This is a genomic window from Moraxella bovis (assembly GCF_002014975.1).
GTDB lineage: Bacteria > Pseudomonadota > Gammaproteobacteria > Pseudomonadales > Moraxellaceae > Moraxella > Moraxella bovis.
In genome coordinates this window covers 12895-39445 of record NZ_MUXV01000008.1, presented here as the reverse complement: position 1 = coordinate 39445, position 26551 = coordinate 12895, and the positions used below count along the sequence as shown (strand labels likewise).

Annotated in this window: 27 protein-coding genes; 13 read left to right on the top strand and 14 right to left on the bottom strand. The window is 44.0% G+C overall.

The window, feature by feature from the left end; translation table 11 throughout:
• Positions 1-12 precede the first annotated feature (12 nt).
• The 3 genes from B0182_RS02400 to B0182_RS02390 all read left to right on the top strand — a co-directional run bounded on the left by B0182_RS02400 (position 13) and on the right by B0182_RS02390 (position 1789).
• Complete coding sequence (locus tag B0182_RS02400; protein WP_228157765.1) at positions 13-510, top strand: YggT family protein; 498 nt, start codon at positions 13-15, stop codon at positions 508-510.
• A gap of 122 nt (positions 511-632) precedes the next feature.
• Positions 633-881 carry a DUF2789 family protein gene (locus tag B0182_RS02395; RefSeq protein WP_078273421.1) on the top strand — a complete coding sequence of 83 codons (249 nt, stop codon included), beginning with the start codon at positions 633-635 and terminating at the stop codon, positions 879-881.
• Between the two features lie 143 nt (positions 882-1024).
• The gene (locus B0182_RS02390; RefSeq protein WP_078273420.1) at positions 1025-1789 is read left to right on the top strand and encodes a sulfite exporter TauE/SafE family protein; all 765 of its coding nucleotides are present in this window, start codon (positions 1025-1027) and stop codon (positions 1787-1789) included.
• A gap of 58 nt (positions 1790-1847) precedes the next feature.
• On the opposite strand, the gene B0182_RS02385 is transcribed toward B0182_RS02390, so the two are convergent.
• The 7 genes from B0182_RS02385 to ileS form a co-directional block, all read right to left on the bottom strand.
• Positions 1848-6320 (bottom strand): S8 family serine peptidase, encoded by a 4473-nt coding sequence (locus tag B0182_RS02385; protein ID WP_078273419.1) that lies wholly within the window; start codon positions 6318-6320, stop codon positions 1848-1850.
• A gap of 268 nt (positions 6321-6588) precedes the next feature.
• Positions 6589-7215, bottom strand: coding sequence for a signal peptidase II (gene lspA, locus B0182_RS02375; RefSeq protein ID WP_264688813.1), 627 nt, complete (start codon positions 7213-7215; stop codon positions 6589-6591).
• 23 nt (positions 7216-7238) lie between these two features.
• Positions 7239-7691: a GNAT family N-acetyltransferase gene (locus B0182_RS02370; protein ID WP_078273417.1), complete on the bottom strand. Its 453-nt coding sequence runs from the start codon at positions 7689-7691 to the stop codon at positions 7239-7241.
• Between the two features lie 86 nt (positions 7692-7777).
• The gene (locus B0182_RS02365; RefSeq protein ID WP_078273416.1) at positions 7778-8131 is read right to left on the bottom strand and encodes a hypothetical protein; all 354 of its coding nucleotides are present in this window, start codon (positions 8129-8131) and stop codon (positions 7778-7780) included.
• 390 nt (positions 8132-8521) lie between these two features.
• A complete protein-coding gene (locus B0182_RS02355) occupies positions 8522-8884 on the bottom strand; it encodes a hypothetical protein (RefSeq protein ID WP_143821644.1) in 363 nt (120 codons plus the stop codon).
• A 93-nt stretch (positions 8885-8977) separates the two neighbouring features.
• Positions 8978-9232, bottom strand: a complete 255-nt coding sequence (locus B0182_RS02350) for a hypothetical protein (RefSeq protein ID WP_078273413.1) — start codon at positions 9230-9232, stop codon at positions 8978-8980.
• Positions 9233-9299: 67 nt separating this feature from the next.
• Positions 9300-12107: an isoleucine--tRNA ligase gene (ileS, locus tag B0182_RS02345; RefSeq protein ID WP_078273412.1), complete on the bottom strand. Its 2808-nt coding sequence runs from the start codon at positions 12105-12107 to the stop codon at positions 9300-9302.
• 138 nt (positions 12108-12245) lie between these two features.
• Between ileS and B0182_RS14170 the strand changes: the two genes are divergently transcribed.
• The 8 genes from B0182_RS14170 (at position 12246) to B0182_RS02305 (ending at position 17112) form a co-directional block, all read left to right on the top strand.
• Positions 12246-12449: a hypothetical protein gene (locus B0182_RS14170; RefSeq protein WP_078273411.1), complete on the top strand. Its 204-nt coding sequence runs from the start codon at positions 12246-12248 to the stop codon at positions 12447-12449.
• 135 nt (positions 12450-12584) lie between these two features.
• Complete coding sequence (locus B0182_RS02335; RefSeq protein WP_078273410.1) at positions 12585-13154, top strand: c-type cytochrome; 570 nt, start codon at positions 12585-12587, stop codon at positions 13152-13154.
• Between the two features lie 326 nt (positions 13155-13480).
• Positions 13481-14308: an HpcH/HpaI aldolase/citrate lyase family protein gene (locus B0182_RS02330; protein ID WP_078273409.1), complete on the top strand. Its 828-nt coding sequence runs from the start codon at positions 13481-13483 to the stop codon at positions 14306-14308.
• Positions 14309-14386: 78 nt separating this feature from the next.
• On the top strand, positions 14387-14872 hold the full coding sequence (locus B0182_RS02325) for an FKBP-type peptidyl-prolyl cis-trans isomerase (protein ID WP_078273408.1): 486 nt from the start codon (positions 14387-14389) through the stop codon (positions 14870-14872).
• Between the two features lie 303 nt (positions 14873-15175).
• Positions 15176-15376 (top strand): hypothetical protein, encoded by a 201-nt coding sequence (locus B0182_RS02320; RefSeq protein ID WP_078273407.1) that lies wholly within the window; start codon positions 15176-15178, stop codon positions 15374-15376.
• 29 nt (positions 15377-15405) lie between these two features.
• Positions 15406-15741 (top strand): hypothetical protein, encoded by a 336-nt coding sequence (locus B0182_RS14500; RefSeq protein ID WP_078273406.1) that lies wholly within the window; start codon positions 15406-15408, stop codon positions 15739-15741.
• Positions 15742-15884: 143 nt separating this feature from the next.
• Positions 15885-16088, top strand: a complete 204-nt coding sequence (locus B0182_RS13790) for a hypothetical protein (RefSeq protein ID WP_143821643.1) — start codon at positions 15885-15887, stop codon at positions 16086-16088.
• A gap of 16 nt (positions 16089-16104) precedes the next feature.
• Positions 16105-17112, top strand: coding sequence for a WG repeat-containing protein (locus B0182_RS02305; protein ID WP_078273404.1), 1008 nt, complete (start codon positions 16105-16107; stop codon positions 17110-17112).
• Position 17113: 1 nt separating this feature from the next.
• On the opposite strand, the gene B0182_RS02300 is transcribed toward B0182_RS02305, so the two are convergent.
• From B0182_RS02300 to B0182_RS02290, 3 genes are all read right to left on the bottom strand, one after another.
• Positions 17114-17887 carry a lysophospholipid acyltransferase family protein gene (locus B0182_RS02300; protein ID WP_078273403.1) on the bottom strand — a complete coding sequence of 258 codons (774 nt, stop codon included), beginning with the start codon at positions 17885-17887 and terminating at the stop codon, positions 17114-17116.
• 117 nt (positions 17888-18004) lie between these two features.
• On the bottom strand, positions 18005-19900 hold the full coding sequence (gene ftsH, locus B0182_RS02295) for an ATP-dependent zinc metalloprotease FtsH (protein ID WP_208624073.1): 1896 nt from the start codon (positions 19898-19900) through the stop codon (positions 18005-18007).
• A 148-nt stretch (positions 19901-20048) separates the two neighbouring features.
• Positions 20049-20681: an RlmE family RNA methyltransferase gene (locus tag B0182_RS02290; protein ID WP_078273401.1), complete on the bottom strand. Its 633-nt coding sequence runs from the start codon at positions 20679-20681 to the stop codon at positions 20049-20051.
• Positions 20682-20797: 116 nt separating this feature from the next.
• Between B0182_RS02290 and B0182_RS02285 the strand changes: the two genes are divergently transcribed.
• On the top strand, positions 20798-21127 hold the full coding sequence (locus tag B0182_RS02285; protein WP_078273400.1) for a YhbY family RNA-binding protein: 330 nt from the start codon (positions 20798-20800) through the stop codon (positions 21125-21127).
• A 22-nt stretch (positions 21128-21149) separates the two neighbouring features.
• The gene (locus B0182_RS02280; RefSeq protein WP_078273399.1) at positions 21150-21800 is read left to right on the top strand and encodes a DOMON domain-containing protein; all 651 of its coding nucleotides are present in this window, start codon (positions 21150-21152) and stop codon (positions 21798-21800) included.
• 138 nt (positions 21801-21938) lie between these two features.
• On the opposite strand, the gene B0182_RS02270 is transcribed toward B0182_RS02280, so the two are convergent.
• The 4 genes from B0182_RS02270 to B0182_RS02255 all read right to left on the bottom strand — a co-directional run bounded on the left by B0182_RS02270 (position 21939) and on the right by B0182_RS02255 (position 26262).
• Positions 21939-22517 carry a tetratricopeptide repeat protein gene (locus B0182_RS02270; protein ID WP_078273397.1) on the bottom strand — a complete coding sequence of 193 codons (579 nt, stop codon included), beginning with the start codon at positions 22515-22517 and terminating at the stop codon, positions 21939-21941.
• A 311-nt stretch (positions 22518-22828) separates the two neighbouring features.
• The gene (metW, locus tag B0182_RS02265) at positions 22829-23446 is read right to left on the bottom strand and encodes a methionine biosynthesis protein MetW (RefSeq protein ID WP_078273396.1); all 618 of its coding nucleotides are present in this window, start codon (positions 23444-23446) and stop codon (positions 22829-22831) included.
• Between the two features lie 13 nt (positions 23447-23459).
• The gene (gene metX / locus B0182_RS02260; RefSeq protein WP_078273395.1) at positions 23460-24692 is read right to left on the bottom strand and encodes a homoserine O-succinyltransferase MetX; all 1233 of its coding nucleotides are present in this window, start codon (positions 24690-24692) and stop codon (positions 23460-23462) included.
• A gap of 169 nt (positions 24693-24861) precedes the next feature.
• Positions 24862-26262 (bottom strand): MATE family efflux transporter, encoded by a 1401-nt coding sequence (locus tag B0182_RS02255; RefSeq protein WP_078273394.1) that lies wholly within the window; start codon positions 26260-26262, stop codon positions 24862-24864.
• Between the last annotated feature and the right edge of the window lie 289 nt (positions 26263-26551).

Here is a 26551-nt window from a genome sequence, read left to right as displayed (position 1 = left end):
TTCTTAAGGTTTATGTTTCAGTTCGCTGAGATTGACCCCAAGCACCCTTATGCCAAAGTTACCTACATGCTCTCGGCAGTGGTTACGCTGTTTGGGCGGATTTTTCCTGATTTGGGTAAGGGGCGATTTAGTACATCGGCGGTGGTGCTGATGCTCCTTTTGACCTTTATCAAGATTGCAGGCATGGCGAGTATTTTGGGTAAGCCCATGACCCCGCTTGTATTGTTTTTTAGTGGCAGTTTGACGGCGATACTCTCGCTCATTGATATGTTTCAGTATATCGTGTTTGCGTCGGTCATTCTAAGCTGGGTCATCATGCTGTTTCAGGTCATGCATCCACTCATGGAGCTGATCATGCAGATGGCAGAGCCGATTGTCGCCCCATTTCGCAAAATCACGCCCAATCTGGGCATGCTTGACTTTTCGACGTTGGTTGCCATTTTGGCGTTGGCACTCTTGGAAATGGGCATTCGCATTGTGGGCGGCAATATCTTGTCGGCGTTGGTGTAGTTCTGCTTTTTACATTTATATAAAAATCAGCACATAAAACACACAATATCAAGCCCAAATTTTGTTAGAATTAAAAACAAGTTTAAGGACTTACCATTCATTTATTTACTTTGGAGAATACCATGTTAGACAATGCCGAACACACCATGAATGACCTATTTGCCCAGCTTGGTTTGCCAAACTCGGATAGCGAGATCGATGCTTTTATCAAAAACAATCAACTGCCTGAGAATGTGACATTGGCAGATGCCCCATTTTTAGATGAGCAACAAAGTATGTTTATTCGTGAAGAATGGAAGCTAGATGCAGTTTGGTCGCTTGTTATTGATGAGCTAAATGCAAGACTGCATGAAGAAAATAAACCTGCCTAAACTCATACAAAAAGGCTTGAAAGCACCGCTTTATGCGGTGTTTTTCGTTTTTGGAATAAGCAATGACTTATCGTGCATATTACTTTTTGGATAAAGTTTGCGATAATTGCCCACGTTTTTATGATTTGGAATAAGGGCAGTTCATGCTATCACAATTTGATAATAATGATTGGATTATCATTGTTTTTTTTGTACTTGGGGCGTTGTTGCATGGTGTGGCAGGATTTGGCTATCCCATTGTTGGCACCGCGATTATTGCCAATTTTTATCCACTTAAAATTGCGGTGGCGATGGTTATTGTGCCGTGTATCATCCTAAATCTCATCATGCTTCGCACGGGTGGAGGTATTGTTGCCAACATTATCAAATACAGTAAAGAGTACTTTTGGCTGTTTGTGATGAGTTTTTTGGGTGGCTTGGTTGGGGTGCGACTGCTTCTGCTGTTTCCTGATGGTTATCTAAAAATCTTTTTGGGTCTGACGCTCATTGTCTATATCATTACCCAATACAGCAGGTTTAGAATTACCTTTAAAAGAGATAAAAAAACAATGGCGGTGGCGGGGTTTTTGGTTGGGGTCATCGGCGGTGTTACCAATGCCATTGTGGCGTTTTTGATGATTTATCTTATCGGCACAGACCGCACCAAGCATGAGATGGTGATTGTCAATAACATGAGTATTTTGATTACCAAAGTCATTCAGCTATTTACCTTGACTCCGCTCATCATGGCATTTAGCCAAAAGCAGATGACCATGCTTGGAATCGTGATTGTGATTTCTATGCTGTTTGTCTATTTGGGTTCAAAGATGCGTAACAGACTCTCTCAAGAAGTCTTTGGTTGTGTCATCTCGGTCGTGCTGTTTGTGCTTGGGGTATATGCGCTGTGGCAGGGGATTCGGATTTTGTGATAAAATCTTTAAAACAAAAACGGTTCAATTTGAACCGTTTTTGTTTTGCTGTAATGGCTTAGAAACGACTGCTTAGGGTAAGCTGTACACGGTCGCCGTCAGATTTTTCACTTTTAAAATAATCATAATCTAGGCTGACACGGTTTCTTGGGTCAATCTGATAGCTGGTACCAACAGTGGCTTGGATTTTATCTTTACCAGTCTCCCATGCATCAAAGGTGACGTCAGTATTGGTGCCTGAGTAAGCACTGGCAATCGTTGCGTCTTGTTCAAAAGCGTTGTCGTATTGCAGACCTGCTTGGACTTGCCATTGGGGGTTGATTTGGTACTCGGTATCCACGCCAATGGTGCCTTGCCAACGAGTGGCGTCAATGTCTTTGACCGCCACAACACCGTCATCAAAGTGGGCATTGTCATGCTGATATTGATGGTAGCTAACCCCGATATAAGGCTTGATGCTGGCATTGGGGCTTAGGGCGTATGAAGTGCCAAGATGGACACCGCCAGCATAGAGCTGACCATTATACTTTTGTTTGTTATGAGTGTTGTTTTTGGCGTTACTGTTTAGTACGCCTGCTTTTGCCCATAGCGTACCTTTGGCGTTGTTGCCCACATCACTATTAACACCCACGGTTAGAGTGGCGACATCTGTCTCGATGTTGTGGTTGGTACTGCCGTTTTGCTCGTCCAACTCAAGGCGACCTAGGTCAAGCTGTAAGCCTAAGCCAAAACGCTCACCTGTTTTTGCCACGCCAATGCTTTGGTTGCGGACTTCACGCTCGCTTTGACTGCTTGGCAGGTCTAGCTCATATTCTTGGTAAGTACTCTCTAACCATACACCGTTGGCGGTGTTTGCCATGTTTTTGGCAAAATTGGTCGCTTGGGTGCCACTTTGTTCGATGGCGTGAACGGCGTTATTGGCATAAAACGCAGGGTCAAGTCCAAACAGAGTTTCATTGTACTTATTGCCAATGATGGCAGGCGTGCCAGATGTGCTAAGCAAGGATTTGTTGGTTGCCATTGACATTTTGTTGGCAAAGCCGATGGCAAAGCCTTTCTCGCTACCAGCCAGCGTGCCTGCACTGTCTTTGGCATCTATCTCGCTTAGTACTTTATCTAAATTTTGCTCAACTTTGGTGCGTCCGATACTGGCAGTGCTGCTACTTCCCATATTGCTTAGTTTGTTACGTTTGGCACTCACCACCACATCAGTTTTGGTGGTGGCATCAGGCGTGGTCTTGCCGTCGGTACCAACCTTGCCACTATATTCGGTCTTGATGATGCTAAATAGAGCATTGCTGGATTTGACGGTATCAAAAGTACCGCTTAGCTCACCTGCTCGTAGTACAGTGGTTTTTGAACCTGTCTCTTTGATGAGTGGTTCGCTTTGCTTAACTTCATCATATAGGTCAAGCGTGCCATCCAGAGTGGCTTTTTCGGTGACGGTCAAAAGATTGCCAAATTTGGCTTTAAAGGTACTGTCATTATTCATGGTGTAGGTGCCACGAATGGTTAGGTTGCCTTCGTTATTGACCGCCCCACCAGTTTGTCTAACATTGCCTGTTGTGCCAAAGCCTGTTAGCTCGCCACCTGTGATATTGATGACTGAGTTGCCGTTATCGCCATTAATTTCAAGGGTGCCATCAGTAATGACGGTGTCGCCCTTGTAAGTGTTATTACCTGTTAGGACAAGTTTACCATCACCTGCTTTGGTGAAGCCGTAATTGCCTTTGATGTTGTTGGAGAAGACAGATACGGTGTCTTTGCCTGTGACATCTAACATGACATCGTCCCAGTAAAAACCACCATAACCTTGGGTTGCAGCGATGGTGTCTAGTAGACCCCAACCGCTTTCATGAGTGATGTTTTTGCCACCGATGTTTTTGACGATGGTGCGATTCTGCCAAGGTGTGTCAACTGCTTGAACGATAATTTTATTGCCTTTGTCATCTAAAGCTTCATAAGCTGGTCGGTCAGGATTGATTTCTGACTCTTTGACCTCTGCAAGTGTTAAGAATGTGGCATTTCGCGCTTTTAGGTCATCAAAATCTTGGGCGGTGCTAAGCAGGGTCTGCACCAGATTTTCATTTTTCATCCAAGGATAAGCGCCTTTGACGAGTAGGGCGGCACCCGTAACACGAGCTGTGGCAGGCGATGTGCCTTGATATGTGACTTTTGTACCATCGTTGTCATGATGGGATGTGGTGGATGTGGCAGAAAGACACCATTCGGCCGCATCGCCACAGTAGTTGGCTTCGACAAAGTCTTCACGAGGAGCGGAGACCGCCAAAAATCCTTTTTTAAAGTCAGGATTGAGTTTGGGGATTAATCGCTCGCCAAAGGTGTTGTTTTTGTTTTCATTGCCCGTGGCGTGAATGAGTAGGGCATCATTTTCGATGATGAGTTCATGAATGGATTGAACTTCCTTGTATGGGCTGTTTTTGGTATCGCCATTGGGTGTGGCAGTCATGGCATCTTCAAGCCAGCCATTGTCACTTTGACCAGGTTCAGGGATGTAACCCCATGAGTTGTTAAAGATTTTAACCCCCTGATCCTTATTTAGTTTATGCATGGCAACAAATTCATCTCCATTACCTAAATCACCATCTGTATACGAATAAATGGTGGCATTGGTCATGCCATTGTTACCTGCAATAATCGCTGCCATGTTAGAACCGTGAGAATCTTTGGGTTTTGACATCATATAAGGTAAATTCATGAAGCAGTCGTAGTTACTGCAAGCAACCAGATTATTGCCACTGAGTTTGGCTCCTGCCAAGTCAGGGTTGTCAGGGCTGATGCCGCTATCAATGACACCGACAGAGAGCTTGGTGGTGTCAATGGATGTTTTTAACTCTGTGATTTTTTTGGCATATTCATTTTGATTGACACCATAAAACGCGTTGGTTTTACTCTCAACAAACTCCCCTTCAGGGCTAACCCTATCCATACTACTATAGCCTGCCATGGTGTCTTGGGCAGGTGTGGGCTGGGCTTTAACCAATGAGTCATTGACCTTGCGAGTATGGTCAGGCTTGGCTTTTTTGATGGTGTCATCGGATATGGGAGCAACATAAGCCTTTGCTTCTGTCGTCTCTACCTGTTTACTGACAGCTTCAGTTTGTTTTTTGATGGCTTGGGCAGATGCCAGTGCTTCTTCGGCTTTTTTGATGGCATTTTGGGTGGCGGTTACAGCTTCGTTATTTGCACTAACGGCTTTGGCATCTATCAGTGCTTTTTGGGCATCTGTCAGTGCTTTTTGAGCTTTTTGTTCAGCATCTACCGCTTGTGTTTTGGCAGTATCAGCGTCTTTTAGTGCTTGATCGGTGGTGATCAAAGCATTTGCTTGCTTGGCGGCATTGTCAGCAGTTTTTTTGGTGTTGTCAAGATTGCTTATTAGCGTGTTTGCGGTATTGGCAATGCCAGTTGCGGTGTCTTTGATTTGCTTGATTTTGGCATTATTTTGATTATCTTGTTCGGCTTGATATTTGTCAAGTGTGCTTTGGGCTTGAGCGATGACAGCTTCTGCTTTTTCTTTGGCATCTGTGGCTTTTTTGGCAGTGTCATTGGCATTATTTAATGCATCTTGGGCTTTTTTAATCGCTTCTTGATTGCCTGTAGCTTTAGCGGTATCAAGTGCCGTTTGTGCTTGTTTGACCGCTTCTTGGGCTTTATCTAGAGCATTTTGGGCGGTTTGCTCTGCTTTTTTGGCTTGGTCAATGGCAGACTGAGCAGTGTCAGGATTACCTGCTTGAGTTTTTGCTTGCTCAGCTTGGCTATCGGCATTATTTAGCTCGGCTTTTGCTGTGTTGGCGGTAGCGACCGCTTCATTGGTTTGGGCGTTGGCTTTTTCGATTTGCTTGGCAATCTGCTGACTTGCATTGTCGCTTTTAGTTCGCTCGGCTTGCTTGCGTGCATTTTGAGCTTGCGTGCGAACATTTTCAGCGGTGTTTATCGCCTGCTTGGCATCCTCTACTGCTTTTTGAGCTTGGTTGATGATGTCTTGATTGGCACCAATTGCTTTGGCATCTTTTAGGGCTTGCTCTGCTTCGACAAGAGCGGTTTCGGCGTTATTTAGAGCGGTGTTAGCCTGCTGATAAGCAACGTTGGCTTGATTGATGGCGTTGTCAGCAGTGGCAGGGTTTGATGCTTGGCTCTGTGCTTCGGTGGTTGTTTTTTGAGCTTGTGTTAGGGTGCTGTTAGCCTTACCAACGGTTTGGCGAGCCTTGTTGATTTTATCAAGGGCAGCTTGTTGAGCTTTTTGTTTGGCTTCGGCTTCTTGACGTTTTTTTTCAAGACGCTCTGCCTCTTTACGTTTGGCTTCCTCTTCTGCTTTACGCTTAGCCTCTTCCTCAGCCTTGCGTTTAGCTTCTTCTTCGGCACGAATAATGCTTGGGTCGGCATTATTAATGATGAGATTGGAGTGCTGAGTGGCGTTAATGTCGTCATCGATGGCACAGCCAGTTGCGGTCATTGCGACAAAACAAGAGACAGCAAGGGGTTTTAGGATAAAAGAATGGTTGGGTTTCATGCGATTACCTATGAATATAAAATGGATGTTCACAGGTAAATTGTAACATTTTTAAATCAGTTTTGTAAAAAAATGTGCGTTTTTTATAAAAAATTAGACAAGCGGTGGTTTTTGTTATACCAGTGAGATAAACATTGTCCATCTGATTGAAAATAAGCAACAACAAGTAAAGATAAAATAATGGTACTGATAAATTTATTCATCAAACGCTTGTCAAATAAAGGCATTTTTAAAATAAAGAAGGTAAATAAGCTGTTTGTTTGATTTGTCACGATACGCCATTTTTGCGTTTACTTTCAAAAAACAACATATCCCACACCACAAGTGCCATACCACCCATAATCGCCATATCCGCCACATTAAACACAGGATAGTGCCACGCATCTCCCCAATGAATATGAATAAAATCAATCACATAACCATATAAAAAACGGTCAATGACATTACCCACCGCCCCGCCCAATACAAGTGCCAATCCAAAGGACAGGACACGGGCAGATTTGGGAATTTGGCGGAGATAGACGATGATAAATACCGATACGGCAATACCAAGCAAGGCAAAAAAGTACTTTTGCCAACCGCCTTGATTGGCAAGAAAACTAAACGCCGCCCCACGATTATACGCCAAAGTCCAATTAAAAAACGGTTCAATGACAGGCACAGAATTAAATTCAGTAACAAGCCATTTTTGAAAACCGATTTTGGTCATTTGGTCAATGATTAAAACAGCAAGAGCAAGGACATAATAACCAAAGGCGGATTTGCCATTTAATGCTAAATTGGGGGTTTTGTTTTGGGTATTTTCTGACATAATCAATTTCTTAACATTTTTAAATTGTAAGGTGCTTACGCACCAGTTTTGGGCTTTATATTTTAAACGGTGCGTATTACGCACTTTACGAATTATTTAATAACAAATCATTCCACCGCCAATTCATAATTGACCCATTCGGTATTTTGTTTTGCCCCTAAGCGTTCATAAAATTTCATTCCCCTATCATTCCAAGGGGCAACCGTCCATTTAATGGTTTGGCAGTTGTTTTCTTTGGCGACTTGTTTTAATTTTAACATTAACTGCTCGCCTACTTTTTGACTGCGAAATTTTTCATCAACAAACAATTCTTTCATATAAATGGCGGGGCGATTTTGGGCGGTATAGGGCAAAAAATAATATACGAGCATTCCTGCGATTGTCCCATTATCATCGGCCACCAAAAAATAAAAATCGGGCGGATTTTTATCAATGCTTTTTTCTTTAACAATGTCTGGCGTAATGGCAAAACTGTCAATATAATGTTCAAAAACCGCCAATGCTTTCATCAGCTCAAAAGTTTGGGGAATGTCGTTTTCGGTCATAAAACGGATTTGCATTATTTGTCCTTATATTGGTTGGGTTTTTGAATGGGCGTAAGGTGCTTGCTTTTTAAAAAACAGTACGCACCGTTTAAAATAAAATATCAATCATCATCAATTTCGTAATAGGTTTGTTTTTCAATTTGTGTGGATAACCAATAGGCAATCAAGAAACAACAAAATATAATAATATTTTCAATTATTTTATTGACTTGAAAATCAAAAATGGATTGCACAATCATCATTAAACATAATAAAAGCACCAAACCAACCAATCCCCAAGCGTATTGTACAGGGAAAATTGCCTTTAATTTTTGCTCACAATGCGGACAATGAATGGCAGGTTCTGGCGTAAATTGATAAGGCTTTAATGCTCCCTTAAAGGGTTTTTTAATTAAGGCTTTGGGCTTAAATAAATTTTGACAATTTGGGCAAGGATATTCAACTTTTGTTAGCATTTTTATTTACCTCAGTAACTCTAATTGATTGACAATAATGGTGCGTAATACGCACCTTACGGCTTATTGGTTATTTTTCAAATCATTCATCATTTTTTAACCTATTCAATGATGAGTGAATTACCCCAAAACAACATAAAATAGCACACGCCGATATGCCAATCCATAAAGTTTTATCAAAATTTTGTTTATGAACCATTATGCCATAAATAATAAATGGAAACAGTGGAATAAGCAAAATCCCGTTAATCAATTTTCTTTTGGCGATATTATGATAAATGTCTTTTTTAAAAAACCTTAAATACATATCAACACCAAAAAAAATCAAAATCGGAATGATGATAAAATAATAATGGGTTGGCATTTTAATTACTCCAAAATTGATTTGTTTTAAAACGGTGCGTAATATGCACCTTGCCGATTATCTTGCCAATGTAAAGCCATAAAAATTTTTACCAAAATACCAATAAATACCGCAATGGATAATCCCAAAAATATTTGATTTTGCGTTAAAAAATAAATAAAGGACAACATCAAACTAATAATAACACCAATCCCGCAATAAATATAAGTATCCTTATGAGTATCTACTGTAATATCGCTAATTTGAGCAGGCTCTTTGTCAAATGCACCCATTGATACGCCAATAGCAATAATAATTATTTTAATGATTGCCAAAGCAACAATCAACTGATAACGACTGATAACATCAAATAAAGCCAATCCTGCAAGTATCAATGCAATAATTATCAAGAATATCAATACACATTTTTTCATATTTATCAAATATAATTGCACCATTGACAAGTATTATCTTAAAACGGTGCGTAATACGCACCTTACAGATTAAAATTTACCTTTACTTTTCTTATACGCCAACAACAAAGGCACAAGCCCCCAAATAAAATTGGCAAACAATGTCCAATAAATCACAATACCAATGCCTGTATCGCCTGTGCCTTGTGTCATTTTATCCACGATAAAAGCAAGTGAAGTATAATATAAAACCACCCCAAGCGGTGTCGCAAAAGTTAAAAAAGTTAAGACAATCGCAATCACAACCGCCAACAACAAATATAAAGCAATGGATTTTTTGGGCATTGTTGTTCTCCAATAAGTAATTTATAAGGACGAACGCCAATTCGCCCTTATAATTTTACCAAACAAATTAAGCAAATTTACGATTTTCGCCATTACCAAACGCATTTTCCACACATCTTGGGCAAATGTCCTTATGCTCGGCAACGCTACCCACACTTGGTAAAATATGCCAGCAACGCACGCATTTTTCGCCAGTCGCAGGGGCAACTTTGACTGCCACTTCATCGCCTTTGGTTAAGGTTACCGCACTTGTAATCAAGACAAATCTTAACTCATCGCCCAATTTGGCAAGCGTTTGATAAGTGGCGTCATCGGCAATAATTTCCAAACTTGCCGACAAACTGCTGTTGATGACTTTGTCGGTGCGGGCATCGTCCATTGCTTTGTTGGCAAGTTCTTTGACCGCCAAAATCGCTTGCCAATCGCTGTCCGTGATGTCATTTAATTCCACCTGTGGCAGGGCATACCATTCTTGGGTAAAGATATGCCCGTTTGTGCCTTTTAGGATTTCCCACGCTTCAAAGGCGGTAAACGACAGAATTGGGGCAATCCAGCGGAGCAAGGCGTGAGCGATGTGATAAATGGCGGTCTGTGCCGAACGGCGAGCGTGTCCGTCCGTCTTGGAAGTGTATTGGCGGTCTTTGATGATGTCCAAATAAAATCCGCCCAAATCCGCTCCACAAAAGCCTGTTACCAACTGGCACACCTGATGAAAGTCCATATTGGTGTAGGCGGTGCGAATGTCGTTTTGGATTTGTGTGGCTCTATGAATAATGTATTTATCAAGGCTAACAAGTTCGCCTGCTGGCACTAAGTCTTTGCTTGGGTCAAAGTCATCGGTATTGGCAAGCAAAAAGCGAATGGTGTTACGGATACGGCGGTACATATCGCTGACACGGTCAAAGCCTTCTTTACTGACCGCCATTTCGTAGCGGTAATCAGACGACCCAACCCACAGACGGACAATATCAATGCCGTATTTTTGGGCAAGTTCGGCAGGTTCAAAGCCTTTGGTATTGCCTTTGGATTTTGATAATTTATAGCCCTTTGCGTCCACCGTAAAGCCGTGCGTTAGCACTTGTTTGTAAGGCGGACGACCGTACACACTTTCCGCCACCAAAAGCGATGATTGAAACCAGCCACGATGTTGGTCAGAGCCTTCAAGGTACAAATCAGCAGGGTTGGTCAGCTCAGAACGGCTACCCAAAACGGCAAAGTTGGTAGAACCAGAGTCAAACCACACATCAAGCGTGTCGGTGGATTTGACATAGTTTTCACAATCGGCTTCATTTAAAAAGTCGCTAATCGGTGCATCAAACCACGCTTCAAGGCCCCCTTGTTCAATGACCCCAGCGACTTTTTCAATCAGCTTGGAAGTCTGTGGGTGCAACTCGCCACTGTCTTTGTGTATAAAAAAGGCAATTGGCACGCCCCAAGTCCGCTGACGGCTAATACACCAGTCAGGGCGACCGTTCATCATTGATTCAATGCGGTTTTGACCCCACGCAGGTGTCCAAATTACCTTTGGAATATGACGCAACGCTTGTTCACGAAGTCCCTTAGTTTCCATAGAAATAAACCATTGGGGCGTGGCACGAAAAATAATCGGCGTCTTATGTCGCCAGCAATGCGGATAGCTGTGGGTGATTTTTTTATGGTCAAGCAGGTGTCCGCTTTCTTGTAACGAAGCGATAATCTTGGGCTGTGCCTTATAAATATGCTCGCCAACAAAGACTTTTGCGGTTTCCAAATACACGCCATTACCGCCCACAGGGTTTTCGGTTGGCAGGTTGTTGGCACGCCCAACATTATAGTCGTCCACACCGTGAGCAGGGGCGGTATGCACCAAGCCTGTACCGCTGTCCGCCGTTACGTGCTCACCTGTGATAAAGGGAACTTGACGGTCAGAGATTAGGGGGTGCTGGGCTTTTAGAGCGGTTAATTCTGAACCCTTAACACTTGCCACAATCTCATAATTTTCCAAATTGATATTTTTGGCAAAGTCTTCGGTTAAGTCTTTGGCGACAATAAAATGCCCTTTTTCAGTTTTAATAATCGCATAATCAAATTCCGCATTGGCACTAATGGCTTGGTTGGCGGGCAATGTCCAAGGGGTCGTTGTCCAGATGACGGCTTGCAAATTGCCTGTCAAATTGGCGGTCGCCCCCAAATCGCCACGATTAACAATATCAAACCCAACATAAATCGCATCGGAAGTTTTGTTTTCGTATTCCACTTCCGCTTCGGCAAGGGCAGAACCACAATCCAAGCACCAATTCACAGGCTTCATACCACGCACAATATGCCCATTGTTGTAGATTTTGCCAAGCGTCCGCACGATGTCGGCTTCGGTTTTAAAATTCATCGTCAAATACGGATTGTCCCAATCGCCCAGCACGCCAAGGCGTTTAAAATCTGCCTTTTGTAGCTCAATTTGACTCATCGCATAGTCTCGGCACGCCTTACGAAATTGCGTGGCAGTAATCGGCTCGCCATTCTTATCCGCTTTGGGGGCGTGTCCGACCTTGCCAAACTCGTTTTCTACTTTTTGTTCAATCGGCAAACCGTGGCAATCCCACCCCGGCACATAAGGAGCATCATAGCCGTCCAAAGTTTTGTATTTGACGATGATGTCTTTTAGAACTTTATTGACAACGTGTCCTAGATGAATTTGACCGTTGGCATAAGGGGGACCATCGTGTAGGACATATTTTTCACGCCCCCCGCGGGCTTTTCGGATTTGTCCATAAACATCGTCCTTGTACCATTTGGCAAGCCAAGCAGGTTCTCGTTTTGCCAAATCGCCCCGCATTGGAAAAGGCGTATCGGCAAGGTTTAGGGTGTTTTTGTAGTCGGTTTGGACTTGTTCTGTCATAATTGGCTCGTAAAAATAAAGGAAAATGGGTAATTATACCTTAAATGCTTAAATTTAGAAAGGTTACAATGAGTGAAATTTGACTTTTTTGGGGGGAGTTTGGTAGATTAGGATACTATTTTGGGTAACTGGATAATGATGAAAAAGATAAGCAGAAAAACCACTTCAAAATTAACAATACTATTTTGTGCGGTCATTTTGAGTTATTTTGTTTTTATTAAAAAGGATTATGATAATCCCATTATTGCTTTTGTTGCCATTTATATGGTGTTGGAAAGTTTGTATTATTTTTGGCAGTTTTATAAAAAGAATGATACGATTAAATTTGATGATAAGTTTTAACAATTTTCTATTATAATTCTCATTCCCATTTATAAAATTCATCAAAAATTCATCTTTACAATTTTCCGCTTTAATTCCTTATAAAAATTCGGTATATTAGTAGGATAATTATCAGCCAACTTGCAAGGTTATCTTATGAAAAATCCCAGCAAAACCCTATCATTATTATTGGCAAGTGCCTTATTTTTGACTGCTTGTGGTGGCGACAAGCCTAGCGAACCCGCTCCAAAAGCCGAGCCTAATACCCAAACTGCCCCCGCCCAGCCGACTAGCACGGCCCCCAAAGCTGATGAAGTCGTACCAGAGACCACTGAGTCTGTCGGGACAGACGACTCCAAAGCTGATGAAGTGGCAACCACCGACTCTGCCACATCTGATAAGACCGACAAGGGTACCGTTGAGACTGCTCAAGTGGACAATGCCGAGCAAGCGAACACCGCCCCCGCCCCAGTACAGGCTTTATCTATCGCCGAAGGTAAGGCGCGCTATGAGAAAACTTGCAAAATCTGCCACGAGCAAGGGCTGTTGGATGCCCCCAAACTCACCGCCAAAGCCGACTGGGCAAGACGCTTGGATAAGGGCATAGACACCCTGCACAAACACTCTGCCAAAGGCTTTGGTAAAATGCCAGCACAGGTGGCAGGGGATGTTACCGAAGCTGAGGTATATGCGGCAGTGGATTATATGGTGAGTCAAGTTCAGTAAATTGATGTTTATCGGATAGAATATCATTTATCCGATAAATTTAATAAAATATCGCTGATTGTAATGTCAATAAATCATATTGAAATAAAAACCCAATTTTGTTATTGGGTTTTTTATCTGCCATTAATTCATTGCGTTTCTAATCCACCCGTGTCGTTTTCTTTTATAAATTTTTTTCGGTTACGTATTCTTTATTATTCCCTATTAATATGACATGAGGCAAATTCCATGTTTGCCATACTTTTTGTCATTACGTCAATTTGCAAAAATAAATCATCCCCACTATAATAAATGACAATACATTTAATTTTCAAAAGGAATTTACCATGCTCGCCTATCTATTCGTCCCTGCCACGCACCCCAAGCGTATCATCAAAGCCCTAACCGACCCTGCCATAACCGCCCATGTCCATGCCATCATCATCGACCTAGAAGACGCCGTCGCCGACCGCTCGCCTAATGATGTGCGTGCTGAACTTGATGATTTGTTAGGCACTATGGAGCAAACACAGACCACGCCAGAGCTGTGGGTGCGGATACATGGGGCGTCTCATGGCGAGTTTCGTTTGGATTGTGAATGGGTGCAGTCCCACGACATCATCAGCACGGTGGTACTCCCCAAAGCCGAAAATGCCAAGCAGATCAGTCTGGCTCATGAACTGACCGCTTGCCCTGTGGTTGCCATGATTGAGAGCGGGCAAGGCGTGCTAAATGTTGCTTCTATGGCAGGGGCGGTGGGGCTTGTGGCGTTGAGCTATGGCTGTTTGGATTTATTGACATCGCTAGGGATTGGTAGGCATACATCGGCAGGGGCGGTTATGCTTGATAAGGTGCGGTGCGAGCTGGTGTTACACTCGCAGGCACATGGCCTAAATGCTCCGATTGAGACGATTTATCCTGATTTTGGCGATGATGACGGCTTTGCCAGATGGCTTACGCACGCTCGTGATTTTGGTTTTGGTGGCTGTCTTGTCATACACCCCAAGCAGTTGGGTGTGGTACAGGCACACAAAGTGCGTGATGGCGATGTCGCCTTTGCCAAAAAAGTGCTATCTCATCATCATGTCACAGGGCAGGCGGTGTTCGCCATTGATGGGCGGATGGTGGATTTGCCCGTGATTGCTTGGGCGAGAAGGCTACTTGGTGAAGACTGATTGCCAAAAGGTATTGGCAATTTTACTATACATGGGGCTTGTGGTAAACTAGCCCCACTTTTATTTTGGAATTTTAACATGAACATTTTACCCAGCGAAGAGATTCGCATTACAGACGGTAGCACCGTTTCGCTACATTTTGAAGTCAGCCTACCAAACGGTACGGTCATCGATAGCACCTTTGGGCGAGACGAGCCTGTAACCTTGACGGTAGGCGATGAGAGCCTACTGGCAGGCTTTGAGCAGGTACTCATCAACCTAAAAGCAGGCGACACCCGCACCGCTCATCTACCGCCAGAACAAGCCTTTGGCGAATGGAATGGCGAAAATGTGCAGACCTTTCCCCGCACCAAATTTAGCTTATCTGAGCCAAATCCTGTGGTCGGCATGATGATGGAATTTGCCGATAAAGGTCAAAATACCTTGGCGGGGGTAATTTGCCATGTTGATGATAATGAAGTCAAAGTGGATTTTAATCACCCTTTGGCAGGGCAAGATGTGCTGTTTAAGGTGCAAATTTTTAAGGTTACACCAAAGGAACAAATGGCGATTGAGCTAAAATGAGCGACAACGCCCCAATCTCAAAAAAGCTCGGTTATGGTGTCATTGCCATACAGGCATCATCTTTTTACTCTTTGTAGACGACAAGGCGATGACGCTTGGCATTGGTGCGATGATGGCAAGTTTGTTTTTTTGCCCATGACAAATCCGACACCGTCAAATTTGGTATTTGGGATGTGATTGGGGCTGTTTGTTGTTTATCATTTTAATTATGGCTTGTATGCTTATTCTCGTACACCTGCCAAAACGGTTTGTGGTACATTCAAAGAGTTTTATCAAAAGAGCGGATTTAAAAGGTAGGATTTGATGTTGTTGATGTATGCCACAGATGAGCAAAAAGTTTATGACTTTATGCACATTCATCGCTATCACGAACATACCGACTTTTTTAAAAATCGTCATGATAAAAATGAGTCGATTTGCGTGGATTATATCCCCATGCCAGCATTTACCCTTTTTTCGCCCCATGTATTAAAAGAAGTGCGAATTATGAATGATAAAAAATAACATCAACCACAGCAAAAGGGATATTTGTCATGTCATTTTTTAACCCAGAACATCAGCCATTTGCTATCGCCCTTATCGCCTTAGCTGTTATCATCTCAATACTTGTTGGCGACGCATTTTTTATCATCTTGGCGATGGTGTTTTTGGGTGTGGCGACTGCACAAGGCAAACATTTAATCATAAAGATAAGTATCGGGGCGTTGTTGACCGCCGTTGTGCTTTATTATTTATTTTTGGTTATTAGGGCGTGTCTGCCTTTTGTATTTGCAATGAAAAATGAGAAAAATCGCACGTTTTTCAAGGGAAAAACAAAGGCTGTGAGTTTTCTATCAGGCAAGTTTTTGACGATGAAAAACAAGATTTAGCCATTTTTCATGCAAAAACATTCTTTTATTTTCGCCATATTTCTAAATTTTAAATTGTGTTATAAAGGGCAGGCACGCCCTAGACAAACCACGGCAATATTCATCAAGTTTGTGGGCAACTTAACAAAATCGAACATCGCCCTTTGAGCAAACAAAGTGTACTAAGCCTGTATCTTGATGACCCAATAAGCCAAAAATCGTATCGTTTTGACCGCCTTGATGACTGGCATAGGGATGATGTTTTTCGCCCGTACAAGGGAGGCGATGTGATTTGTGTCAAGTACACCAAATCGCCCGTTTTGACCCGTACCTATCCCCATATTTTGACAGACATACAGCCCAAATGACAACCTAGGACAACCCATGAAAAAACCACTCATCGCCTTATTTGCCATGCTCACACTACCGCAAGCGTGGGCGTTATCCATGAAGCCTGCCGATTGGGGCGATTTTCGCTATGATGAAAACGTGGTTTGCTCAACATCCGCAGAAAACAGCGACATATTCGGCGTTGTCAAAAAACACGGCAAATATGGCATGGCGGACAGCACAGGCAAAGTACTATTACCGCTTGAATATGATGACGGAGCGTGCCTAACTGGTCATATCACTTTATCAAAACAAGGCAAATGGGGTTTGGTGGACGCTCATCAGCGTGTGATAGTGCCTTTTATTTTTGACAGACAGCCTTGGGATTTTAATGGCGTGGATAAAGTCATTATCACCGATGAGCGTGATGATGGCATATATTCGGCAGTGTATGGGGTGGGCGGTGGGATTATTTTGGATTATCGGCGTGGTGAATGGGACTTTGAAAATGATGTCTTGATACGCTTTGAAGATGATGAGAACGGGCAAAGTGGCTTTATGGACACGCAAGGCAATATCATCTTGGCGGGGCGTTATGATTGGGTAAAGCTACTGGATGATAAAGCAGGCGATGAACGGTTTTTGGTAGGTGTAAATAGCCAAGTCATGATGATAGACCGCCATAAAAACGTATTTACACAAGACTATGACGACATGGAGCCTTTTGATGAGCAAGGCATATCAAGGGTTCATCTGGATGTAAATGGTAAGAGTAAAATCGGCTTTGTAGATAGAAGTGGGATACTTATTGTCAAACTCTCATCACATCGCTATCCCATGTGGAACGATGTCTATGGACATGAATGGCAACTACGCATAGACGGTAAGCAGTGTACACTATTTTTGCAAGACCTTGCAGGGCAAGTGGTTAGCAGCCCAGAGTTTCCTGATGAATCCTGTCGGCTACTTGCCACGCCCAACCAAACACCCAATCAAGAACCCACAGCAAAGCGTGGGTTATGGGATAGGATTTGGGCGTGGGCTACTGGTTTGATTCGCTGAATCAAACCTTCAATACCTGTCTATGTAGCTCTGCTAAGCCGCATTCCATCGCTTTTTGTAATAGTTCGGTCAGCTCAGCACGGGTCTTATCTTCGGGTAAAATCGGTGCAAGGGGTAACACATACGCCTTAACCCCATCGCTGTCCGCCACTCGTCTTAGGCTCTCCGCCATCGTGCGTTTGTCATAATACGCACAGTCGTCCGACAATGTACCGTCTGCATTGACATAAGCAATCACCATAGGACAAATGGGCAAGCCTGTATCCATGCTTGCTTGTAGCAATTTTCCGTGGATTTTTTTGATTTGTTTGCCGTCTGTGGTGGTTGCTTCGGGGAAAAATACCACCGATGAACCGCCACGCAAAAATTCGGCAATCTGACGTGCCACCCCGTCAGCGTCCCCCGAACCACGCTTGATAAAGAGTGTTCCGCCTGCTTTGGCAAGTTTGCCAAAAATAAACCACTCGCCAATCTCCGCCTTTGATAAAAAGAATACAGGAGCGACCGACCCCACCACAGGAATATCCAGCCAAGAAATATGGTTAGATACCCAAAGTCCGTGTGTCTGTGGTACAGGCTCAACTTGCACGACTTCCACACCAAAGGAATTGACCATTTTACGGCAAAAGGTTTGGATATATTTTGGCAAAACATCTCTGGGTGGTGTTTTAAATGCCCCAACACGTCTGGCGGTAGTAAAGCCCCCCACCAAGGTATTACTCATGCCTGCGATGATTTTGGTGCGTTTTAGTTGTTTATTTAAAAAATTTGCCATAAGATTATCATTGTCAATTAAAAGACGTATCGTATAAGAGTTTGAGTAAAATTGCAAGTGTTTTTGGTACACATTAATGCACAAAAAACCGCCTTAGTGTTTAAGACGGTCTGTAAATCAAGCATTCGGCAAAGGCGGTGGCAATTCGTCATTTTTGACGATATTCACCGTTGGCACTTCATGCTGATATTCTTTTGGCTCTCGTGGCGTCTCGCCATTCATGATTTGCAAGAACTGCTCACGGTCAATGGTTTCCCACTTCATCAGTGCGTCCACCATGGCGTGCATCTTGTCGTGATTGTCATCAATGAGCTTATACGCCACATCGTACTGCTCTTCTAGGATACGGCGGACTTCTTCGTCCACTTTTTGTTGGGTAGCCTCACTGATAGTACGGCTCGCCCCACCAAAATATCCGCCTTGCTCTTCGTCCTCATAGACCATCACGCCCAGTTTGTCGCTCATGCCATATTTGGTAACCATGGCACGGGCAAGTTTGGTGGCACGTTCAAAGTCGTTGGACGCTCCTGTGAATTTGCGATTGATAAAAATCTCTTCGGCAATACGCCCGCCAAACAAGATAGAGATGTCATTTAGCATTTTATCGCTATAACTGCTCACCGCATCTTGCTCGGGCAACTGCCACGTTACCCCGAGTGCCCAGCCACGGGGCATGATGGTTACCTTATGTACAGGGTCAGTAAAGGGAAGTAGTTGGGCGACTAGGGCATGACCTGCTTCGTGATAAGCGGTGGCACGGCGTTCTTCTTCACGCAACACCATGGATTTACGTTCAGGCCCCATGTAGAGTTTGTCTTTGGCATCTTCAAAGTCGTTCATGTCCACGCTCATCTTGTTGCGACGGGCGGCAAATAGGGCGGCTTCATTGACAAGGTTGGCAAGCTGTGCTCCACTAAACCCTGGGGTACCACGAGCTAGGGCATTGACGTCCACACCAATGGTTTGGGGCAGTTTTTTCAGGTGTACATTTAGGATTTGTTCACGACCTTTGATGTCTGGCAAGCCAACCGACACTTGACGGTCAAAACGACCAGGACGAAGTAGGGCTTTATCCAGTACATCCACACGATTGGTCGCTGCAATCACAATCACGCCGTCATTGCCTTCAAAGCCGTCCATTTCCACCAAAAGTTGGTTTAGCGTTTGTTCACGCTCATCATGACCACCGCCCATGCCCGAGCCACGATGACGACCCACCGCATCAATCTCATCAATAAAGATGATACACGGGGCGTTCTTTTTGGCTTGGTCAAACATATCACGGACACGGCTTGCACCCACACCGACAAACATCTCCACAAAATCCGAACCCGAGATGCTAAAAAACGGCACTTTGGCTTCGCCTGCAATGGCTTTGGCAAGCAGTGTTTTGCCTGTCCCAGGAGGACCCACCATAAGCACGCCACGAGGAATGGTCGCCCCAAGTTTGGTGAATTTTTCTGGGTCTTTTAAAAAGTCCACAATTTCAACAACTTCTTGCTTGGACTCTTCGCACCCTGCCACATCGGCAAAGGTAACTTTGATGTCATCTTCGGAGAGCATTTTGGCTTTTGATTTGCCAAAGCTCATGGGGTTACGACCACCCATGCCGCCACCGCCAGCACCGCCACTCATGCCACGCATGAACAGCCAAAACAGACCGATGATGAGCAAAATCGGAAAGGCTGCAATGAGTAGCTGAGTACCCACGCCTTGACGCTGTGGCGCTGCCCCTTCTACTTCTACGTTATGCTTGCGAAGTAATGGCATTAACTCGGTATCATCTAGGGCAGGGCGGATGGTCTCAAACTCTGAGCCATTAACCTTTGTGCCCGTAATCTCTTCGCCATCAATCTCAATTTTTTGGATTTGACCTTCGGCGACTGCCGTGACAAAGGCTGAGTACTTCATGTCATCAGCCTTGCCCGAACCACGGTCGAGATTACTAAATACCATGACTACCACGGTGATAATCACGAGCCATAATAGAATGTTTTTTGCCATGTCGTTCACAAAGGGTTTCCTGTTTTTGGCGTTTGATACAACTTTGATTGAAAATTTAAAAATTGAAAAATGGGGCAAATCGTGCAATTATTCACACAAAGAGACATTGCTTTTAATAAGGCTTATTATCAATAAATCAAGCCCTAAATTTGGATGATTATTTTATCGCCACCCAAAACATCTCTTTGGAGCGGGGACGGCTTGCCTTGGGTTTTATACTTTTGATTTTACTAAACTTTTTTTGCATGTCAGCACGAAGCTCGGGCGAACCTTCGCCTTGGAATACTTTCATGATTAACGCACCGCCTTCGGGCAACACTTTTAGGGCAAAATCCACCGCCAACTCACACAGATACATCATGCGTGGCATGTCCACTGCTGACATGCCAGACGTGTTGGGAGCCATATCGGATAACACCACGTCCACACGTCGTCCACCCACTTCATTCATGATTTTATTAAAGACTTCTTCTTCTCTAAAATCGCCTTGAATAAAGGTAACATTCTCCAAAGTATCCATGGGCAAAATATCAGATGCTATTAAAATCCCGTCATCGCCCACAAGCTGTCCTGCCACCTGCGACCAGCTACCAGGGGCAGAACCTAAGTCCACCACGGTCATGCCTTTTTTGATAAGAGAAGTTTTTTCGTTAATCTCCAATAACTTATAAGCTGCTCTGGCACGATAGCCGTCTTTTTGGGCTTGTTGAACGTAATAGTCGTCAATATGCTCTTTCATCCACGCTTTCGATGATTTGGAGAATTTTTTGTTGGTAATGCGAGTTGCCATTGGTCAGTGTTGATGAATTAAAATAACTGCTTAGTTTAACATTTTTATGAGAAAATTTGGTATATTTTTGTTATAATGAACATTAATTTATTTAAAAACCTGTTTTGAGACATTTTATGGCAAAACCCAATTTTAAAAACTTATCTAACGACACCCTAAAAGAACTACGGGGCATCGGTCATCGCCTAAATCCCATCATCATGGTGGGTGGTAATGGCTTGACGCCCACGCTCATCGAAGAGACCGCCCGTGCTTTAAGTGACCACGAACTCATCAAAGTAAAAATCCCAGCAGGCAGTGCAGATGAACGCAAAGAATGTGCCGCCGCCCTAGCTGATGCCACCGAGAGCCAAGTGGTACACCATATCGGGCGTATGGTTTTGTTGTTTCGTAAAAATGATGAACCTAACGATAAACTGTCTAATTTGGCAAGGTTTGGGTTTTAGGAATTCAGCAAAAGGGAATGTCATGAATTTTTTTACCGCAAATCCCATTGATAAACTGTTTAGCTTGCTGTCGCTGTCGCACTTTACCGAGTTTTATTATGATGATAATTCGGTCATGCAAAGAGAGCGGTTGTTTGTCTTGCAAGACCTGCAAAATGCCCAAAAAAACAAGCCTGCCCCCAAAGTTCATGCCTATATCAGTGAAGACACGCACGGGGGTAAGTATGTGATTAACATGAGTTTTATGGTTGAAAGGGTGGACGGACTGCATTTTACCAATTATCATGGTGATAACATCAAGCGTGCCGATGGGCTGTGGCAGGAGACCTGCCTAGAATGCTTTATCGGTCTGGCAGATGGCGGTTATATTGAGATGAACATCGCCCCTGATGGACGTTATGCCCTGTATCATTTTAGCGATTATCGTACGCCCGCCACGCCCATACAGACCGATAAAGTAACTCTGTCATGGCGTGCCGATGATAATGATAACGTGCTGGTGTACGAGCGTCATGTCAGTCTTGATGTGTCAGCCGTGGCGGATTTGTTGCCCGAGCAGACACTCATCAACCCATGTGCGATACTAAACATCAGAGGTGATTTGCATTACTTTGCTGTCAGTTCTGCCCCTGCGCCTAATTTTCATGATAAGGCATTTTGGCAAAAATGGTAAATGTATAAAATGGTGAGTGTCTTTTGATTAAAACTTAGGGCGGTAGCCCAAAACTGAACTGGATTTTTGTTTAAATCAAAATCGTATTTAAAAAGCCCATGCATGATGTCATGGGCTTTTTGGTGAGTGGGTAAATGATTATTTGATGGTAAACCAATCATTGGCACTGGTTTTGGCTTTTTCGATGTCGCTTGATGATAGGTTTAGGGCAAGCTGACCAATTTTGGCTTGGGCTTTATCACGAATGCCGTTATCAAGCATGCCGTCACGGCTAGATAGGTCATACCATTTGTAGGCATCCACATAGCGTTGCTGTTTTTCATCAATCATTGCAAGTGCATAGCTGGCACGGTTGTCGCCCAGATGAGCGGCACGTTCTAGCCATTTGCGACCTTCACTCATGCTGGCTTTGACACCTTCGCCACGCAGATACATGAGTCCTAGGTTTAGCTGAGCAGGGGCAATGTCTTTTTGGGCAGCTTGGGTGTACCAATGCACGGCTTTGGCAGGGTCTTTGGCAACGCCTTCGCCTTTTTGTAGGCGTTTGGCTAGGAAAAATTGGGCATGATGGTTGCCACTGCTTGCTTGACTGGCAAGTGCTGAGATGTCCATAATCTCAAAACGAGAGACATCAAGCGGTACATTTGAGATAAGTTCAGCGTTGGCAACACCTGCCAAAAGTAGGGTGGATAGAATGCTAAGTTTTAAACGTTTCATGATGACGACCTGTGGTTGAGATTATATTTAAGATGTATGACAAATGTCAAATTAATTCTTTATCATACCATTAATGAGTGATAAACTCAATTTTTCATTGGTTAAACATGTCAAATTTTGTAACACCATTTATCAGTTATCAGTTATCAGTTATTTGATGGTGTTTGCTGGTTTAAAATGTAGGGCCTGCCTGCCTTTGGTATTTGCAATGAAAAACAAGATTTAGCCGTTTTTCATGCAAAAATTGATTAAGATTGTCAAATTTTCATCTTATTTTATAAAAAATGTTATCCATGGTAGGCATGCCCTAATTAACCTTTGGCAATCCGAAACACCGCCACGTCCGCCAACAGGTTGGGGGCTTTTTTGACTATTTTATCACGAACAAAGGCAGGGATTTTGGGATTGGGGTTGTCCCATAGGGCGACCGTATCTAAAATGCGAATGTTGTTGTCGTGGCACAGTCGTTCAAAATCCTTAAAGGTGCAAAGATGAATGTTGGGGGTGTTGTACCATTGGTGGGGCAAGGTCTCACTCATCGGCATAATGCCTTTAATGCCAAGATAAATGCGGTTTTGCCAATAGGCGAAGTTTGGAAAAGTTACAATGCCAAATTTAGCTACTCTTAGCATATCGTTTAGCAAGGTTTCAGGATTTTTGACCGCTTGCAAGGCACGAGCCATCACCACGGTATCAAAACTGTTGTCGGAAAAGCGAGCCAAGCCGTCATTTAGGTCTTGCTCTACGATGTTTAGCCCTTTGGTAATGCCTTCATTGATTTTGTTAGGGTCAATCTCAATGCCATAGCCAAACACGCCCAGACGTTCTTGCAGATGAGCCAATAGTGTGCCGTCCCCGCAGCCCAAATCTAGGACTTTTGAGTTGGGTTTTATCCATTTTTCGGCAAGTTGGTGGTCGATGTTGTTCATGAGTTTCCTTATTTTATTGTCTTGCCAATTGTGAAATCTCTTGGGGCGTGATGTCGCCTGTTTGTCGTTTGATGACAGGAGCGTTCAAAAAGCCCCGAACGGCAGTCGTATAACGGGGAATGTTAAACAAAAACGAATCATGCCCGTGCGGTGCGTCCACATTGACAAAGCTCACTCGCTTGTCGTTTGCAATTAAAGCGTCCACAATCTCAACCGACCGCTCAGGCGTGAACCGCCAATCGGTGGTAAACGAGACGATGAGAAATTGGCACTTGGTGCGAGCAAGCGTTTGTTTGAGAGCTTCTTTTTCGCCCAGCTCATCTTTCGTATAATCTCGTGTCGGGTCAAAATAATCCAGTGCTTTGGTCATGAGTAGGTAAGTATTGGCATCAAAATTTTTGCTAAATCGCTCGCCTTGATAACGCAAATAGCTTTCTACTTGAAATTCCACATCATAGCGGTACATGAATTTGCCTGATTTTAAGTCCCGCCCAAATTTGGCTTTCATCGCCTCTTCGGTGATGTAGGTGATATGCCCAACCATACGAGCGAGTATCAGCCCACGTCTGGGATAAGTGCCGTGTTTGAGATACCAGCCGTCATGAAAATCGGGGTCGGATAGGATAGACTGGCGAGCGACTTCGTTAAAGGCGATGTTTTGGGCGGAGAGCTTGGGTGTGCTTGCGATGATGACGGCACGTTCTAAGCGGTCGGGGTAGTCCACCGACCATTGCAACGCCTGCATACCGCCCATACTCCCACCGACAATGGCGTGCCATTTGGCAATCCCTAGGCGGTCTGATAGCATGACTTGGGTTTTTACCCAGTCTTTTATCGTGATGAGTGGAAAATCCGCCCCCCAAATTTCGCCTGTGGCAGGATTGATGGTGGTAGGGCCTGTGGAACCGTGGCAGGAGCCGATGTTGTTTAGGCACACCACAAAAAATCGGCTCGTGTCTATCGCTTTGCCATTGCCAATTAGATTATCCCACCAGCCAGCCTTAGTATCATGCTCGCTATGATAGCCTGCGGCATGGTGTGAGCCTGATAGGGCATGGCAGATTAAAATGGCGTTGGTTTTGTCGGCATTTAGCTCGCCATAGGTCTCGATGACTAGGTCAAATGACGGCAACACCCGCTCGCATTCTAGGGTTAATGGCTCATCAAAATGCAAGGTTTGGGGCGTTACGATACCGACTGATGTCGGGTCTAAATGGGGGGCAAAGTAGGGGGATGAGTTGTCCACGTTGTTGCTCTTTTTTATTTTTAAAGCTATATTTTAAGGGCAAATGCTAGGATTGGCAAGGCATAAAAGAAAGTCATTTACTTAAGGCGTGCCTGCTTTTTTAATCAATCATTCTTGAATTGCAAATACCAATACTGAGCATGCCTTACGCCTGATTTTTAAAAATTTGTCAATGTATCATGCTTACCATGCGTTTGCTATACCGCTCCAAATACCAACCCAAAAACACCGCCGCCACTGCCAGTGAGATGACCAATGCCGTCCAAAAACCATAAATGCCCATGCCCATATAAAACGCTAACACAATACCAGGCAATAGCCCACAACCCCAAAATGCAATGATGTGGATTATCATCGGCACGGTGGTTACTTTATAGCCACGCAAGGCATAGCTTGCCACGCATTGCACCGCATCGACCAGCTGAAAGGCGGCGGCATAGAAAATGATGGCGGAGGCGATGGCAATGACTGCCGTGTCCTTGGTGTAGAGTGTTGCCAGCTGTTCTCGCCCGATGACCAAAAAGGCAGCGGTCAAAAATGAGATGGCGACCGCACCTGATAACGCCACGCCACTGCTATAACGGGCAGACTCAGGTTCACGCCGACCCATCGCCATGCCGACCCGTACGGTGCTGGCAACCCCTAGGCTTTGGGGTATCATAAAGATGAGTGAGGTGATGTTGATGGCGATTTGTTGGGCGGCGACGTAGTTTTCGGTGTTGCCGTCCAGCCTTGCGACCAAAAACATGATACAGCTAAATAGGCTCACTTCAATAAAAAATGACAGCCCGACGGGTATGCCAAGTTTGGTGATGTCGCCAAAGAGCTTGATGTCAGGCAGGCTAAATTTGTCCATCAAGCCAAATTCATGAAAATATCTGTCTTTGGCGATGTATATGCCAAGCACGATGGCGTTGAGCCAAAAGACGATGGCGGTTGCCAGTCCACAACCTGCACCGCCTAGGGCGGGCATGCCAAATTTGCCATAGACAAAGACGTAGTTTAGGGGAATGTTGGCAAAAAAGCACAGCCAACTGACAATCATGATAACTTTGGGTTTGTTAAGACTGGACGCATAAGCGTGCAAGGTGCGATGTATCATGGCGGCAGGCATGGCAAGTCCAATGAACCACAGATACTCTTTGGTAACGGCAAGCGTGTTGGTGCTTAGATGACCAAAATAATGCTCAAAGGGCAGTATCGCCGCCCAAATCAGCACCATGCCAATCACGCCCATGAGCAGTCCATACCACAGCCCTTGCCGTCCCAGCTCGCCAATGTCGCCTGCCTTAGCATTGCCCTTATTGACCGCACCATACTGCTGGGCAATCAAGGGATTTAGGACGGTCATCACCCCAAGCAAAGTGATGTAGATGGTAATAAACAAACTGTTTCCCAATCCGATCGCAGACAAGTCTTCTTTGCTGACACTGCCTGCCATGACCGTATCCACAAAACCCGTCCCAACTTGGGCGATTTGGGATAAGAGCATGGGCAGGGCGAGTGTGGCGAGAGCGATGAACTCTTTTTTATAATCAGCAAAACTGTGGCGGTTTAGGTTTAGGAGCATGGCAATTTTTCAAAAAAGCATATTTTACCATAAAACGTTGCGTTGTGGTTTTGCCTTTTAATGGTGATGTGTTGGCATTAAATAGACGTACTGCGAAATAAAACATGTATACTTACACGCCCTGATATTTTCCAGGATTTTAAAATTGAAAAATTCTGTAAAATCGTTATATGCAGTGATTTTAATATATTTTAACCGCAATTATGATTAGGGCGTGCCTGCCTTTTATAATGCAACTTAAAATTTAGAGTGTTTATGGGGAATATAATGTTTTCCTTGAAAAACGTGC

Bases quoted from the DNA above. Each gene is read 5' to 3' on its own strand.
- B0182_RS02400 (WP_228157765.1), top strand. From the start codon at position 13: ATGTTTCAGTTCGCTGAGATTGACCCCAAGCACCCTTATGCCAAAGTT.
- B0182_RS02395 (WP_078273421.1), top strand. From the start codon at position 633: ATGTTAGACAATGCCGAACACACCATGAATGACCTATTTGCCCAGCTT.
- B0182_RS02390 (WP_078273420.1), top strand. From the start codon at position 1,025: ATGCTATCACAATTTGATAATAATGATTGGATTATCATTGTTTTTTTT.
- B0182_RS02385 (WP_078273419.1), bottom strand. From the start codon at position 6,320: ATGAAACCCAACCATTCTTTTATCCTAAAACCCCTTGCTGTCTCTTGT.
- B0182_RS02370 (WP_078273417.1), bottom strand. From the start codon at position 7,691: ATGCAAATCCGTTTTATGACCGAAAACGACATTCCCCAAACTTTTGAG.
- B0182_RS02365 (WP_078273416.1), bottom strand. From the start codon at position 8,131: ATGCTAACAAAAGTTGAATATCCTTGCCCAAATTGTCAAAATTTATTT.
- B0182_RS02350 (WP_078273413.1), bottom strand. From the start codon at position 9,232: ATGCCCAAAAAATCCATTGCTTTATATTTGTTGTTGGCGGTTGTGATT.
- ileS (WP_078273412.1), bottom strand. From the start codon at position 12,107: ATGACAGAACAAGTCCAAACCGACTACAAAAACACCCTAAACCTTGCC.
- B0182_RS14170 (WP_078273411.1), top strand. From the start codon at position 12,246: ATGAAAAAGATAAGCAGAAAAACCACTTCAAAATTAACAATACTATTT.
- B0182_RS02335 (WP_078273410.1), top strand. From the start codon at position 12,585: ATGAAAAATCCCAGCAAAACCCTATCATTATTATTGGCAAGTGCCTTA.
- B0182_RS02330 (WP_078273409.1), top strand. From the start codon at position 13,481: ATGCTCGCCTATCTATTCGTCCCTGCCACGCACCCCAAGCGTATCATC.
- B0182_RS02325 (WP_078273408.1), top strand. From the start codon at position 14,387: ATGAACATTTTACCCAGCGAAGAGATTCGCATTACAGACGGTAGCACC.
- B0182_RS02320 (WP_078273407.1), top strand. From the start codon at position 15,176: ATGTTGTTGATGTATGCCACAGATGAGCAAAAAGTTTATGACTTTATG.
- B0182_RS14500 (WP_078273406.1), top strand. From the start codon at position 15,406: ATGTCATTTTTTAACCCAGAACATCAGCCATTTGCTATCGCCCTTATC.
- B0182_RS02305 (WP_078273404.1), top strand. From the start codon at position 16,105: ATGAAAAAACCACTCATCGCCTTATTTGCCATGCTCACACTACCGCAA.
- B0182_RS02300 (WP_078273403.1), bottom strand. From the start codon at position 17,887: ATGGCAAATTTTTTAAATAAACAACTAAAACGCACCAAAATCATCGCA.
- B0182_RS02290 (WP_078273401.1), bottom strand. From the start codon at position 20,681: ATGGCAACTCGCATTACCAACAAAAAATTCTCCAAATCATCGAAAGCG.
- B0182_RS02285 (WP_078273400.1), top strand. From the start codon at position 20,798: ATGGCAAAACCCAATTTTAAAAACTTATCTAACGACACCCTAAAAGAA.
- B0182_RS02280 (WP_078273399.1), top strand. From the start codon at position 21,150: ATGAATTTTTTTACCGCAAATCCCATTGATAAACTGTTTAGCTTGCTG.
- B0182_RS02270 (WP_078273397.1), bottom strand. From the start codon at position 22,517: ATGAAACGTTTAAAACTTAGCATTCTATCCACCCTACTTTTGGCAGGT.
- metW (WP_078273396.1), bottom strand. From the start codon at position 23,446: ATGAACAACATCGACCACCAACTTGCCGAAAAATGGATAAAACCCAAC.
- B0182_RS02255 (WP_078273394.1), bottom strand. From the start codon at position 26,262: ATGCTCCTAAACCTAAACCGCCACAGTTTTGCTGATTATAAAAAAGAG.